Source organism: Pseudomonas sp. NPDC078700 (assembly GCF_044542375.1).
In the GTDB taxonomy this organism is placed as follows: domain Bacteria; phylum Pseudomonadota; class Gammaproteobacteria; order Pseudomonadales; family Pseudomonadaceae; genus Aquipseudomonas.
This window is the reverse complement of record NZ_JBITUI010000004.1, coordinates 660717-674024: the sequence shown is the minus strand read 5'-3', so window position 1 is coordinate 674024 and position 13308 is coordinate 660717. Positions and strand designations below refer to the sequence as shown.

The 13308-nt window shown below is 54.5% G+C and carries 12 protein-coding genes; 6 read left to right on the top strand and 6 right to left on the bottom strand.

Features of this window, described 5'->3' with window-relative positions; all coding sequences use genetic code 11:
- Window positions 1-261: 261 nt before the first annotated feature.
- Window positions 262-1272 carry a hypothetical protein gene (locus ACIGCM_RS17255; protein ID WP_397503289.1) on the bottom strand — a complete coding sequence of 337 codons (1011 nt, stop codon included), beginning with the start codon at window positions 1270-1272 and terminating at the stop codon, window positions 262-264.
- A gap of 226 nt (window positions 1273-1498) precedes the next feature.
- On the opposite strand from ACIGCM_RS17255, the gene ACIGCM_RS17250 reads away from it, so the two are divergent.
- Entirely contained in the window at window positions 1499-2785 is a 1287-nt protein-coding gene (locus ACIGCM_RS17250; protein ID WP_397503288.1) for a glycosyltransferase, read from the top strand.
- A gap of 46 nt (window positions 2786-2831) precedes the next feature.
- Here the strand turns inward: ACIGCM_RS17250 and ACIGCM_RS17245 are convergent, their stop codons facing one another.
- The 4 genes from ACIGCM_RS17245 to purE form a co-directional block, all read right to left on the bottom strand.
- Window positions 2832-3368, bottom strand: a complete 537-nt coding sequence (locus ACIGCM_RS17245; RefSeq protein WP_397503287.1) for a DUF3299 domain-containing protein — start codon at window positions 3366-3368, stop codon at window positions 2832-2834.
- A 259-nt stretch (window positions 3369-3627) separates the two neighbouring features.
- A complete protein-coding gene (locus ACIGCM_RS17240; RefSeq protein WP_397503286.1) occupies window positions 3628-3873 on the bottom strand; it encodes a GlsB/YeaQ/YmgE family stress response membrane protein in 246 nt (81 codons plus the stop codon).
- Between the two features lie 173 nt (window positions 3874-4046).
- Window positions 4047-5129, bottom strand: coding sequence for a 5-(carboxyamino)imidazole ribonucleotide synthase (locus ACIGCM_RS17235; protein WP_397503285.1), 1083 nt, complete (start codon window positions 5127-5129; stop codon window positions 4047-4049).
- Window positions 5130-5151: 22 nt separating this feature from the next.
- On the bottom strand, window positions 5152-5643 hold the full coding sequence (gene purE, locus ACIGCM_RS17230; protein ID WP_397503284.1) for a 5-(carboxyamino)imidazole ribonucleotide mutase: 492 nt from the start codon (window positions 5641-5643) through the stop codon (window positions 5152-5154).
- 267 nt (window positions 5644-5910) lie between these two features.
- Here purE and adhP point away from each other — a divergent pair, with 267 nt between their 5' ends.
- The 4 genes from adhP (at window position 5911) to ACIGCM_RS17210 (ending at window position 10351) form a co-directional block, all read left to right on the top strand.
- Window positions 5911-6939 carry an alcohol dehydrogenase AdhP gene (gene adhP, locus ACIGCM_RS17225; protein ID WP_397503332.1) on the top strand — a complete coding sequence of 343 codons (1029 nt, stop codon included), beginning with the start codon at window positions 5911-5913 and terminating at the stop codon, window positions 6937-6939.
- A 116-nt stretch (window positions 6940-7055) separates the two neighbouring features.
- A complete protein-coding gene (locus ACIGCM_RS17220) occupies window positions 7056-8045 on the top strand; it encodes an AraC family transcriptional regulator (RefSeq protein WP_397503283.1) in 990 nt (329 codons plus the stop codon).
- A 144-nt stretch (window positions 8046-8189) separates the two neighbouring features.
- Window positions 8190-9248 (top strand): histone deacetylase family protein, encoded by a 1059-nt coding sequence (locus ACIGCM_RS17215; protein ID WP_397503282.1) that lies wholly within the window; start codon window positions 8190-8192, stop codon window positions 9246-9248.
- 2 nt (window positions 9249-9250) lie between these two features.
- A complete protein-coding gene (locus ACIGCM_RS17210; RefSeq protein ID WP_397503281.1) occupies window positions 9251-10351 on the top strand; it encodes a polyamine ABC transporter substrate-binding protein in 1101 nt (366 codons plus the stop codon).
- A gap of 189 nt (window positions 10352-10540) precedes the next feature.
- On the opposite strand, the gene ACIGCM_RS17205 is transcribed toward ACIGCM_RS17210, so the two are convergent.
- Window positions 10541-11452: a LysR substrate-binding domain-containing protein gene (locus tag ACIGCM_RS17205; RefSeq protein WP_397503280.1), complete on the bottom strand. Its 912-nt coding sequence runs from the start codon at window positions 11450-11452 to the stop codon at window positions 10541-10543.
- A gap of 240 nt (window positions 11453-11692) precedes the next feature.
- On the opposite strand from ACIGCM_RS17205, the gene ACIGCM_RS17200 reads away from it, so the two are divergent.
- The gene (locus tag ACIGCM_RS17200) at window positions 11693-13117 is read left to right on the top strand and encodes an aspartate ammonia-lyase (protein WP_397503279.1); all 1425 of its coding nucleotides are present in this window, start codon (window positions 11693-11695) and stop codon (window positions 13115-13117) included.
- Window positions 13118-13308: the final 191 nt, after the last annotated feature.

Sequence of the window (13308 nt, the reverse complement as noted above, 5' to 3'; positions counted from 1 at the left end):
GTACCGGAGGCTATGCGGTGGGCAGCTTTCAATGCGGGTTATGTAACTGGAGTTATATACGACAAAGCTTCTACCCACGTGCTAGAAGCTAGCCTGAGTTGGTGATAGCAAGCGGTGCCACTTCCGTGCGAAATGGCAAGTGAGTACCGCATCGCACGGAAATCCGCAGGAGGCATCTAAAAGCGACTGAGCTACATAGTGTTGGCCACGTTAAAGCTGCTCATCGCCTTAAGCCCTAGTTCATTACCTTTTTAGGAACCCTTAATAGCTAGCAAAAGGGTTTGCAATAATTGGGATAATCATCAGACGCAAGTTGAAGTCTGCGTCATACTCATCAGCTTTAATAACGCTGTATTGGAACTCCACGGCCCAGCGCAGCGGCATTGGTCCAACCTTGGTCACATTGGAGTAGCCCAAGCCAATTGGAAAGTTAACTTTTTCGCCACTATCCGCCTTCCAGTTAATGAGTATGTTAGGGGTCATCCCAATCAACTCGGTGCCGCTTAGGCGGTAGTTCAAGAAATATTGAATATTGGTTTGACTGGTTTCTTCACGGTCGTCATCTCCAGCATACGACCACCAGTGCTGACCCAAAGCCCCAATGTTCCAGCCGCCAGGATTGGGTGCCAATGATGCGACCAAGAATGCAGGGCCTGCTTGATACTTGCCCTGGCCGAGTACATCCTCTTCGGCGGTGGGAAATATCTGTGAAATACCAGCACCCCAAATAAAACCATCATCGCGCGCCGGCCCTGCAAGGGTCAGTAAGGCAGTATCGCCAAAACCGGTTGTGCGGCTATTGAATGGATAATTGTTGCTCGACAGGTCACTGCTAGGAATGTTTTGTGGATGCCCCGTTAGCGCGTCGCCGAAACTATCGTCCATTGGCGTCGACTGGTATTGAATTACAGGCCGTACAATAAAATTCCACTCATCCTCACCGAACTCAATGGGGAATGACATCACCGGCTGAAACGTAGTTGTATTTGACCAGCGCCCATTACTTGGCAGGGCATCATTGTCCCCATCTTTATGGGTGTAATCATTTTGCAACCACAGCATCCACGCTGCGCCTAACGGATTAGCAGACATTTTGGCAAGCTTTTCGAGTTCAGCTTTGCTTGGCCCTTCGGCGGTTGTTGTATCTGGCTTTTTTGTTGCGTCAGTCTTGCCTTCCTCTTCTGCAAAACCTGATTCCGAGTATGTACTGGCTAACAGTATGGCTAAACCAAAACCGGCCAACTGATGAAATTTCCTCATTCTTCCCTTCATAAGGACTCCATGGAGCATTGCAAGTTGTCATCATTAAAGCAAACGTACTACTTTAACTCGCCTGCCGAGTATGCTTCAGAATTTCACTAGATAGGGTATAGCTAATGCAATTGCAAACGTCCATGCGTCAGATTGATGCATTTAAATCTTGGTTAATTTGAATCGTTAATACTATTACCCAACTCCGTTACAATCGGTGTTTTCTAAAATCGACTCTTCTCTACCTATGCAAACCATCCTTGTTATCGGCTATGTCTGGCCAGAACCTCGCTCATCCGCCGCGGGGAGCAGGATGATGGAACTACTGGAGCTGTTCTGTGCGCATAACTGGCAGGTCACCTTCGCCAGTGCCGCTGCGCTTTCAGAACACCGGGCAGATTTAACCGCGCTGGGTATTCCAGAAATTCAGATTGCCCTCAATTGCGACAGCTTTGATCAGTTTGTAGCTGGGCTGCAGCCAGACATGGTCTTGTTCGACCGTTTCTTCACCGAGGAACAGTTCGCCTGGCGCGTGGAACGGGCCTGCCCGAAGGCGTTGCGCGTGCTCGATACCAGCGACTTGCACAGCTTGCGTGAAGCGCGCCAGCAACTGCTGAAAGCCGCGCAACAGGCCTGCGCCAATGAGTCAGAAAAACAACAGGTTGGTGCTGTGACCGCAGGCGCCAACTCGCTATTTGGCGCAATGGCTGATTTAGATACCGCCAAGCGCGAAGTCGCAGCGATCTTTCGCAGTGACTTAACCCTGATGATCTCAGGGTTTGAGATGCAGTTGCTGCAGCAGGCCTTTTCAGTACCAGCGGCATTACTCCACGATTGCGCGCTGATGTTAATTCCCTGCGCTTACCAGCCCGCGCCTTTTGCCGAGCGTGCACATTTCATCAGCATCGGTAATTTCCGTCACGCGCCCAACTGGGACTCTGTGCTGTGGCTAAAACACGCGCTGTGGCCGTTGGTTCGCCAACGCCTGCCCCAAGCGCAATTGCATGTGTACGGTGCCTACCCGCCGCCCAAAGCCACTGCACTGCATAACCCCAAACAAGGCTTTCATGTGCTGGGCTGGGCAGATGATGCCCATCAGGTCATGGGCAAGGCGCGGGTGTGTTTAGCACCGCTACGATTTGGTGCGGGCATTAAAGGCAAACTGGCAGATGCCATGGCGTGCGGCACACCCAGTGTGACCACGGCGATTGGCAGCGAAGGGATGCATGGCGATATGCCGTGGGGCGGTGCAGTGGTGGACTCGGCAGCAGACTTTGCCGATGCGGCTGTAGCCTTGTATGAAGATGAAAACCGCTGGCTGCAAGCCCAAGCACAAGGCTTGGCGATTTTGCAGCAACGCTTTGACCGACCGCGGCTTGGGGCTGAGTTGATAACCCGGCTGACTCAGTTAAGTGAAAACCCCGAGGCTCACCGGCGCAATAACTTCATCGGACAGATGCTTCGTCACCACAGCCTGAAAAGTACGCAGTACATGTCACAGTGGATTGCAGCGAAGAATAAAACCGCAGACTGAGTTATCCACAGGGAAAAACCCACGCTTATAGCCCCCTGCCACGTGGTTAGAGATCCTCTTCCTCTACAGCCCTCACCACGCTTGCATCAAGCGCATAAGCCGCATCTGCAAGATCATTACTGACACTCTCGATCTTGATTTCACCACTGACCCAAAGCGGCGCGTAGATATCTTCCAAGGCGATGCCGTTTGGATAGCGCACCAACACCAATTGATTCGGCGGCGGTGGCGGCACGTGTATGCAGGCACCAGGGTAAGGCACTAAAAAGAACAGCGTGCTGCGCCCCTTGCCATCGCTTTCGAGCGGCACAGGATAACCGCCTAAACGAATCTGCTTGCCGTTGAACGCCGCCACGGTTTTAGCCGAGTACATCACCGCAGGGAGCTTTTTATCCTGCTGCTTGAGGCCACCGGCTTGGTAGAAGGTGCTGTCCTCTTCAGGGCTGTCATGGCTGATTTCCGGCATATTTTCCAAGGCTTGCTGGTCCTCGGCAGGCATCAGTTCAAGCCAGTCGGTCTCAGGCAGTTCAGCAAAGGCCAAGTTGCTAATCAACAATAAGGGCAGTAGTAACAAACGGAGCATCAACAGGTTCTCGGCAAAGTGCAGGTTTGCAGTCTTATGCAGTGAGCAACCACATGCAAGCCACGCACAAAAAAGCCGTCGACTCAGGGTGTGTGAAAACGTCACGAGCGAAGGCAAGACAAGGCTTTAACAGGCGAAAAAGCGCAGTTTAGGTGTTCTAAATGAGCATTTTTCGTCTGTTTATAACGCTGTATTGTCGAGTGCAGTAGTTTTCACACAGTCTGGACTGACGGCTTCTTGAAAACACCTAAGTGCTAACTCACTTTTTCTTAACCATCGCGTAGATAAACAGCAAAATCACCGCGCCGACGATTGCACCGATAAAACCGGCACCTTGGCCTGCTTGATAAATACCCAGTGCCTGGCCGCCATATGTCGCGGCCAATGAGCCACCGATACCCAGCAGGATTGTCATGATCCAGCCCATGCTGTCATCGCCTGGCTTAAGGAAGCGTGCGATAAGACCCACAATCAGACCGATTAAAATTGTGCCGATAATTCCCATGGCTTGCTCTCCATTTCAAGTGATTGCGCCTCAGGTTTGAGCAATGGCTATCGTCAAGGGACGCTACCGAAGCCCAAACCTCAGTCTAGAACAACTAAGGCACTCCACAATCTGACGGCTTAACTCAATGGAGGTTCAACTGGCGCGGCATTGCACAGCGCCAGGGTTTGCCTTCAGGCGTCAATCAGTGCCTGCACCGCAGCAACTTGCTGGTCCAGCGTGGCCCGATCTTTACTGCGCACAGTGGCGTGGCCAACTTTGCGTCCAACCTTGAAGGCTTTACCGTAGTGATGCAGGTGGCAGTCGGCAATGGCCGTAACTTTATCCACAGGCGGAACTTCGCCAATAAAGTTAAGCATGGCGCTCTCACCCACTTTCGCGGTTGAACCCAGCGGCAAACCTGCAATGGCGCGCAGGTGGTTTTCAAACTGGCTGCACTCAGCACCTTCAATCGTCCAGTGCCCGGAGTTGTGCACACGTGGCGCGATTTCGTTAGCTTTAAGCCCGCCGTCTACTTCAAAAAATTCAAACGCCAGCACACCCACATAACTGAGTTTATCCAGCACACGGCTGGCGTAATCCTCGGCCAGGGACTGCAACGGGTGGTTGCTGCTCGCAATCGACAGGCCAAGAACACCACTGTTGTGCGTGTTATGCACCAGCGGATAAAACTGTGTTTCGCCATCACGACCACGCACAGCAACCAGCGAAACTTCGCCAGTGAACGGAACAAAACCTTCGAGCAGGCATGGCACGCTGCCCAGCTCAGCAAATGCATCGACAACATCGCTGGCACTGCGCAGCACTTTTTGCCCCTTGCCGTCGTAACCCAAGGTGCGGGTTTTCATTACAGCAGGCAGGCCAATGCTGGCGACTGCGGCATCGAGATCAGCTTGCGACTGAATATCGGCAAAATCCGGCGTCGGGATCCCTAGATCCTTGAACATCGACTTTTCAAACCAGCGATCACGGGCAATGCGCAGCGCTTGTGCTCCCGGATAAACGGGTACGAACTGCGACAGAAAGGCAACGGTTTCGGCCGGGACACTTTCAAACTCGAAGGTCACCAGATCCACTTCATCAGCCAGCTGACGTAGATGATCCTGATCGCCGTAATCAGCGCGAATATGCTCGCCCAAGGCTTGCGCGCACGCATCTGGAGCGGGGTCGAGAAAGGCGAAGTTCATGCCCAACGGAGTCCCCGCCAAGGCCAACATGCGGCCCAACTGGCCGCCACCGATTACACCGATTTTCATAGCACAGCCCTTATTGATCGACTCAAGCGTGGCGCGGGTCTGGATTGTCCAATACAGTTTCAGTTTGCTCGGCGCGGAATTGCTTCAGCGCATCGTGAAACTGCGGATGTTGATGGCCCAGAATACTCGCGGCAAGCAATGCCGCGTTAACCGCGCCAGCTTTACCTATCGCCAAGGTTGCAACTGGAACACCAGCGGGCATTTGAACGATAGACAACAGCGAATCAACACCTGAAAGCATCGACGACTGCACCGGCACGCCCAACACAGGAAGGTGCGTTTTCGCCGCGCACATGCCCGGTAAGTGTGCAGCGCCACCGGCACCGGCAATAATCACCTGGATACCACGAGACTCAGCCTGTTCGGCGTACTGGAAGAGCAAGTCCGGGGTACGGTGAGCTGAAACAACTTTCACCTCATAACCGATACCCAGCTTGTCCAGCATCTCGGTGGTGTGGCTAAGAGTGCTCCAGTCGGACTTGGAGCCCATGATCACGCCTACCAGTGTGCTCATCGTTGTGCCTCTATATTTGGCGCCAGCTGGCGCGTCAAAAACTAACAAGCCACGCGGATTAACCAGCGTGGCTTGTATGCGATATATAGCCGGGTGCCGCCGGCCGAAGGCCGCGCAGTATAACGCAAAGGCAAGAGTAATGAGCAATGCTGGCGACCGTTTGTCCAGAGCCCGTCGCCGGAAGCAGAAAGCGACTAAGTTTTTGCTCTGGATCAACTACGTTAGCAACCAGCGGCGCAAACTGAAAACTTACTCGACCACCGGAGAATTATCATGTCACAAACCATGAAAGCCGCCGTTGTTCATTCCTTTGGCGAAGCCCTGCGTATTGAGGAAGTGAAAGTACCGCTGCCAGGCCCAGGTCAGATCCTAGTCAAGATTGAAGCCAGCGGCGTGTGCCATACCGACCTGCACGCTGCCGAAGGTGATTGGCCAGTGAAGCCAAGCCTACCCTTTATCCCAGGCCATGAAGGGGTTGGTTATGTCGCCGCCGTAGGCTCCGGGGTGAGCCGGATAAAAGAAGGCGATCGTGTCGGCGTACCCTGGTTATACACCGCTTGCGGTTGTTGCGAGCACTGCCTGACTGGTTGGGAAACCCTGTGTGAAAGCCAACAAAATACGGGTTACTCAGTTAATGGCAGTTATGCCGAGTATGTGCTGGCTGACCCTAATTTCGTTGGCGTACTGCCGAAAAACATCGGCTTTGTCGAAATCGCCCCCATCCTCTGCGCTGGCGTAACCGTGTACAAAGGGCTCAAGGTGACTGGTGCGCGCCCCGGCCAGTGGGTTGCCATATCCGGGATTGGCGGGCTTGGCCACATTGCCGTGCAGTATGCGCGTGCCATGGGCCTGCATGTGGCAGCGATTGATGTCGATGACAGCAAATTAGAGCTGGCGCGCAAACTGGGCGCCGAGTTGACCGTAAATGCACGCAATCAAGACCCCGCCGCAGTGATCCAGCGCGATATAGGCGGTGCCCATGGCGTGCTGGTGACGGCGGTATCCAACAGCGCATTCGGCCAGGCCATTGGTGCCGCACGGCGTGGCGGCACTGTTGCACTGGTGGGCCTGCCGCCTGGCGATTTCCCTGCACCGATTTTTGATGTGGTGCTCAAGGCGATCAGCATCACCGGGTCAATCGTTGGCACCCGTGCCGACTTACAAGAGGCGATGGACTTTGCAGGTGAAGGTTTAGTCAGTGCAACGTGCAGCACCGATAAACTGGATAACATCAACGCTATTCTCGACCAGATGCGTGCAGGCAAAATCGAAGGCCGTACGGTGCTGACCTTCTAAGGAACCATTGGTAGCTCAGCATAAGCTAAAGCCACGCGCCGCTGGCCCGCACAACGGGTCAGCGGCATGCATCTTGCTGCACAACGCGTAATTCCAACCAGTGGACGCGGCCAACGATGCATGCCCAATTGACCACCCTGCACGTGGTTTCCATGACCCTTGCGTATTTCGCCGATAAATCAGTGCCCGTCACGCGACTGCTCGAAGCCAGCGGCATCCGACCTGAGGACTTGAATGCCAGCGACAGTCGCATCACGCCCCACCAAGAGTTGCAGGTGTGCGCCAATGGCTTGGCAATACAGGAAGACCTTGGGCTCGAACTCGGCCAGCGCATGCACATCTCTGCATACGGCATGCTCGGTTACGCGGCGCTCTCAAGTGCCACTTTTGGTGACGCCTGGCAGTTGTTGCTGGAGTATCCGGCGCTACTGGGCACCTATTTTCAACTCGATCTGCGTATTGAGGGTGATCTGGCTTGGGTCAGTGCCAGCGATTACCAGCAACGCCCTGAACTTGAGGTGTTCAATGTTGAAATGTGCCTGGCTTCACTGAAGACCCTATGCGCCGACTTGCTCGGCCAGCCACTGCCTGTGATCGCTGCGCAATTTCAATATGCCCAGCCGACTTATTCAAATCGCTACGCCACTAGCTTCGACTGTCCACTGAGCTTCAATGCGCGCAGTAATGCTTTCGCCTTTCCTGCCTCCTGGTTGGCGCAACACCTACCGCTAGCCGATGCGATTACCCACCAGGAAATGCTCATGCGCTGCCGCAAACTCAATAGCGAGTTTTCTGCACGGCAACTGTGGCTGGCACGCATTCGCGAATTGCTCACCGAACAATTGGCCAACTCACCCGGCCTGGAGCAACTGGCGCAGCAGATGCACTGTTCCCCCCGAACCTTACGCCGGCATTTACAAGCGCTGGGCACCCACTACCAAGAGTTGCTTGATGACCTGCGCTTTGAACGCGCCAAAGCCCTGTTGTGCCAAGAAGGCTGGCCTGTCGGGCGGATTGCCGAGGAGCTAGGCTTCAGTGAAAGCGCCAGCTTTCGCCATGCATTTCAACGCTGGAGTGGCGTTGCACCCAGCCATTTCCGTGTTTAGAAAAATCACAAAATTCGGATTACGGACAAGCATGGCCGACAAATTTGGCCAGATTGATCCCCTTTTGGCCATCTGAAGCGTTTTCGCGTGGAGCGCTTTAGGCAAACAATGGAGCCATAACAAATAACTGCAGGGCTTCATCCAATGCTCACCATTTACAGCGACGACCATCATCTCCATCACGGTAGCTGCGAATTAATCGACGGCAAACTGATGCCCTGCTTTGAGATGCCCAAGCGGGCTGATCATATTCTTCAGCGTGTTAAAGACCGCAGTATTGGTGAAATCCGCGAACCTCAAGACTTTGGCCGCGAGCCCATTCAACGGGTTCACACCACCCAATACCTGGATTTCTTCGAGGGTGCTTGGGCACGCTGGCAGGCGGAAAACGGGACTGGAGATTTGCTGCCCTACACCTGGCCGGCGCGCACGTTAAGCCAACGCCTACCCACCAGCCTGCACGGTCAGCTGGGTTACTACAGCTTTGATGCTGGCGCTCCCATTACCGCGGGTACTTGGCAGGCCGCTTACAGCGCAGCGCAGGTTGCCCTCACCGCTCAACAAGAAATTAGCCAAGGCGCACACTGCGTATTCGCGCTGTGCAGGCCACCCGGTCATCACGCCGCTGGTGATGTCATGGGCGGCTATTGCTACCTCAACAACGCCGCCATCGCAGCGCAAGCCTTTATCGACCAAGGCTACAAGCGTGTGGCAATTCTCGATGTGGATTACCACCACGGTAATGGCACCCAGTCGATTTTCTATTCACGCAGTGACGTGTTGTTCACCTCGATCCATGGCGATCCAGTCGCCGAATTTCCGTTCTTCCTCGGCCATGCAGATGAGCATGGCGAAGGCGCTGGTGAGGGTTTCAATGTCAACTATCCACTGCCTGCTGGCAGCGCGTGGGACAGTTGGGGCGCAGCGCTGGATGACGCCTGCAAACGGATAAATGCGTTCGACGCCGAGGTGGTTATCGTCTCGCTTGGCGTCGATACCTACAAAGAAGACCCAATCTCGCAATTCAAACTCGACAGCCCGGATTACCTGAGCATGGGCGAGCGTATTGCTGCAATGGGCCTGCCAACGCTGTTCGTCATGGAGGGCGGCTATGCCGTCGAGGCCATTGGCGTCAACGCAGTCAATGTTTTGGAAGGTTTTGAAAATGTCTGCCGACCTAATAATTCGAAGAAGGACGCATGATCATGAAAAAACTCCGCACTCTGATTGGTGCCGCACTCTGCGGCACAGCCCTAATGGCCAGCGCAGCGCATGCTGCTGAACGCGAACTACGGGTTTACAACTGGGCTGACTATATTTTGCCCTCGGTCCCGAAAGACTTTGCCAAAAAAACCGGGATCAAGCTGACGTGGGATGTGTTCGATACCAATGAATCGCTGGAAGCCAAGTTGCTCACCGGCAACTCCGGCTACGACTTGGTGGTGCCGTCCAACACCTTCCTCGACACTCAAATCAAAGCCGGTGTGTTCCAAAAGCTCGACAAGAGCAAATTGCCCAACTGGAAAAACCTCGACCCAGAACTGCTAAAGCTGATGGCAACAAACGATCCGGGTAACGAGCACGCCGTACCTTACATGTACGGCACGGTGATTATTGGTTTCAACCCAGCCAAGGTTAAAGAAGTGCTCGGTGCCGATGCCCCTGTCGACAGCTGGGACCTGATATTCAAAGAAGAGAACATCTCGAAGCTCAAACAATGCGGCGTGGCGATGCTCGACTCACCCGGCGATATCCTGCCAATTGCCCTGCACTACCTCGGCCTGGACCCCAATAGCACCAAGAAGGCTGACTACGACAAAGCCACCGCGCTAATGATGAAAATTCGCCCCAATATCGCCTATTTCCACTCAGCCAAATACATGACCGACATTGCCAACGGCAATATCTGTGTCGCCATTGGTTACTCGGGCAGCTTCTACCAGTTTGCCAACCGCGCCAAAGAAGCCGGCAACGGCGTTGTGGTCGACTGGCGCTTACCGAAAGAAGGCGCGCCACTGTGGTTTGACTCATTCGCCATTCCAACCAGCGCGAAAAACGTTGAAGAGGCCCATGAGTTCCTCAACAACCTGCTCGATCCGGAAGTGATTTCATCAACCAGTAACTTCCTTGGCTATCCAAACCCGAACAAGGCGGCGCTGCCGATGATGAAAGCAGAAATCCGCGATAACAACGGACTGACGCCAACGGCTGAAGCGCAAAAAACCCTGTATGTGTTGCAGCCATTGCCACAAAAAGCCGAGCGGATGAGGACAAGAGCCTGGACCAAGATCAAGTCGGGCACCTAAGAAAACGTTGAGAACTACTGCGCTAGGGATTGCGCTGTTGAGACGCGGCTTAAGATGCTCGTTTACATGGGTAAACTCCGCTCTTGCGCTGCGTCTCGCCTTGCACGCCCGCCGCTCGCTACGTTCTCAAAGCTTCCTAGATTAAATGTTAAGCGGGTAAGAAAGCTCAACAACCCGCGCACCCCACGCTTATTCAGCGCGCCCTACTTCGCCGCTTTCCAGCTTGCGCCAAAGCAGGCGCACGGCGGCTTTGCGCACCAAGGCGCAACGGTACAAGCGAATTTCCAATGGAGATTGCCATGCAGTACCGCCGCACACCACCAGTTCACCTCGGTTCAATTCAGCAGTCACGCTTAAGCGCGGTACCCATGCCACGCCCATGCCTTGCAGCGCCATGCTTTTAAGGCTGTCAGCCATGGCGGTTTCATACACGGTGGTCGAACGCAGCGCGCGTTGACGCAGCAGCAGATTCACCGAACGCCCAAGAAAAGCTCCGGCGCTGTATGCCAACAACGGCACGGTCTGCCCGCTGTCGAGATCAAACAACGGTTGCCCGTCTGCCGTAGCTGCGCAGACGGGCAACATCTCAGTGCTGCCCATGAACAGCGATGGAAAGATTTCTGGGTCCATCTGCAGCGCCGCGTCAGGGTCGTAGTAGGCGAGAATCAAATCGCAACTGCCCTCGCGTAACGCGTGCACCGCCTCACCAACGTTGGTCGCCACCAAGCGGGTATTAAGGGGTAAACCCTCACGTCTCAAGCGTGAGATCCATTCGGGGAAAAAGCCCAAGGTTAACGAGTGCGCTGCAGCAATTTGCAGCACCTCACCCTGCTTGCCCTCAAGGTTATGCAAATGACGAACGACTTCGCCAAGTTGCTCGACCATGCTGCGCGCGGTAACCAAAAACAGCTGTCCCGCTTCAGTTAACTCAATCGGGGTGCAAGAGCGGTTTATCAGGGTTAGCCCGAGCATTGACTCAAGGCTGCGAATCCGCCGACTGAACGCCGGCTGAGTGACAAAGCGCTTCTCGGCCGCACGGGAAAAACTACGGCTGCCGGCGAGCGCGACAAAATCCTCTAGCCATTTGGTTTCTAGATTCATCTCTGCCTCATACCTCATCCACCCTAAAAAGTTATCCACAGGCCAATTTCAACGACGGATAAAGTCGCTTTTGCGCTAAACCTGTAATTGCTCAACGCCTGTGGGCATCCGTGAGTCACACCCACGTTATGCCGATTGTGCATAGCATAGCGTTTAACAGCATTGGCTTGAATATCGTTGAAGTCCTTACCCTAGAAGGCATGGCGATAGATCTCGCCGAATACTGAGATAATCTTAATCATGTCCGCTGCTGCATCATTCCGCGTCGAAAAAGACCTCCTTGGCACCCTCGAAGTGCCTGGCGATGCCTATTACGGAATTCAAACCCTGCGCGCTGTGCACAACTTCCGCTTGTCTGGCGTACCTTTGGCCCACTACCCAAAGCTGGTCACCGCTTTGGCGATGGTCAAGCAAGCAGCAGCCGACGCCAATTGCCAGTTAGGCCATCTCAGTGGCGACAAGCACGCCGCCATCAGCGAGGCCTGTGCCCGGATTATTCGCGGTGATTTTCACGACGAGTTCGTGGTCGATATGATTCAAGGCGGTGCGGGCACATCGACCAACATGAACGCCAACGAAGTCATTGCCAACATTGCACTCGAAGCCATGGGCAAGCAAAAAGGCGAGTACAGCTTCTTGCATCCGAACAACGACGTGAACATGGCGCAATCGACCAACGATGCCTATCCAACTGCAATTCGCCTGGGTTTGCTGCTCGGTCACGACACCTTGCTCGCCAGCCTCGACAGCTTGATTCATGCGTTCGCTGCCAAAGGCGAGGAGTTTGCTCACGTCTTGAAGATGGGCCGCACGCAGTTACAAGACGCTGTCCCCATGACCCTCGGCCAAGAATTCCGCGCTTTCGCCAATACCCTCGGTGAAGACCTCGCACGCCTACGCAGCCTGGCTCCAGAACTGCTGACCGAGATCAACCTCGGCGGCACCGCAATCGGCACCGGCATCAACGCCGACCCAGGCTACCAAATGCTCGCCGTCGAGCGCTTAGCCGCCATTAGTGGGCAACCGCTGATTCCTGCGGCGGACTTGATTGAAGCCACTTCGGACATGGGTGCGTTCGTATTGTTCTCGGGCATGCTCAAGCGTACAGCGGTGAAACTGTCGAAGATCTGTAACGACTTGCGCTTGCTATCGAGCGGCCCACGTACTGGCATCAACGAAATCAATCTGCCACCGCGCCAACCGGGCAGCTCGATCATGCCGGGCAAGGTCAATCCGGTGATCCCTGAAGCGGTTAACCAAGTGGCCTTCGAAGTGATCGGCAACGACTTGGCGCTGACCTTGGCCGCTGAAGGCGGTCAATTGCAGCTCAATGTGATGGAGCCGCTGATCGCATATAAAATCTTCGATTCGATCCGCCTGCTGCAGCGCGCAATGGATATGCTCCGCGAGCATTGCATCATCGGCATCACTGCCAACGAAGCGCATTGCCGTCAGTTGATGGAAAACTCCATCGGTTTGATTACCGCGCTTAACCCCTACATTGGTTATGAAAACGCCACACGCATTGCCAAGCTCGCGTTGGAAAGCGGTCGTGGCGTGCTGGAGCTGGTGCGCGAAGAAAAGCTGCTGGATGACGACACCCTCAACGACATTCTACGTCCGGAAAACATGATCGCTCCGCGTTTGGTGCCGCTAAAAGCCTAGCCAATAGCCAGTACGCTTTTCCGACGAAAACGCTTAAAAGTGCTCGATTAGGGGAGAAAACGCAGCCAACGCCCGGTAGACTGCGCGCCCTTCACGTTCCCCTATCGGCACCAATCGCTGTAATTACCTGCCTTCCTCAGTGTACCGGCCTCGGGGTAACCCGAACGGTCTTTAGAGAATTGCAGGTTAAA

What these genes read in the sequence shown, in the direction of transcription:
- ACIGCM_RS17255 (WP_397503289.1), bottom strand. Translation starts at nt 1,272, where the DNA reads ATGAAGGGAAGAATGAGGAAATTTCATCAGTTGGCCGGTTTTGGTTTA.
- ACIGCM_RS17205 (WP_397503280.1), bottom strand. Translation starts at nt 11,452, where the DNA reads ATGAATCTAGAAACCAAATGGCTAGAGGATTTTGTCGCGCTCGCCGGC.
- ACIGCM_RS17210 (WP_397503281.1), top strand. Translation starts at nt 9,251, where the DNA reads ATGAAAAAACTCCGCACTCTGATTGGTGCCGCACTCTGCGGCACAGCC.
- ACIGCM_RS17245 (WP_397503287.1), bottom strand. Translation starts at nt 3,368, where the DNA reads ATGCTCCGTTTGTTACTACTGCCCTTATTGTTGATTAGCAACTTGGCC.
- purE (WP_397503284.1), bottom strand. Translation starts at nt 5,643, where the DNA reads ATGAGCACACTGGTAGGCGTGATCATGGGCTCCAAGTCCGACTGGAGC.
- ACIGCM_RS17220 (WP_397503283.1), top strand. Translation starts at nt 7,056, where the DNA reads ATGCATGCCCAATTGACCACCCTGCACGTGGTTTCCATGACCCTTGCG.
- ACIGCM_RS17240 (WP_397503286.1), bottom strand. Translation starts at nt 3,873, where the DNA reads ATGGGAATTATCGGCACAATTTTAATCGGTCTGATTGTGGGTCTTATC.
- ACIGCM_RS17250 (WP_397503288.1), top strand. Translation starts at nt 1,499, where the DNA reads ATGCAAACCATCCTTGTTATCGGCTATGTCTGGCCAGAACCTCGCTCA.
- ACIGCM_RS17200 (WP_397503279.1), top strand. Translation starts at nt 11,693, where the DNA reads ATGTCCGCTGCTGCATCATTCCGCGTCGAAAAAGACCTCCTTGGCACC.
- ACIGCM_RS17235 (WP_397503285.1), bottom strand. Translation starts at nt 5,129, where the DNA reads ATGAAAATCGGTGTAATCGGTGGCGGCCAGTTGGGCCGCATGTTGGCC.
- ACIGCM_RS17215 (WP_397503282.1), top strand. Translation starts at nt 8,190, where the DNA reads ATGCTCACCATTTACAGCGACGACCATCATCTCCATCACGGTAGCTGC.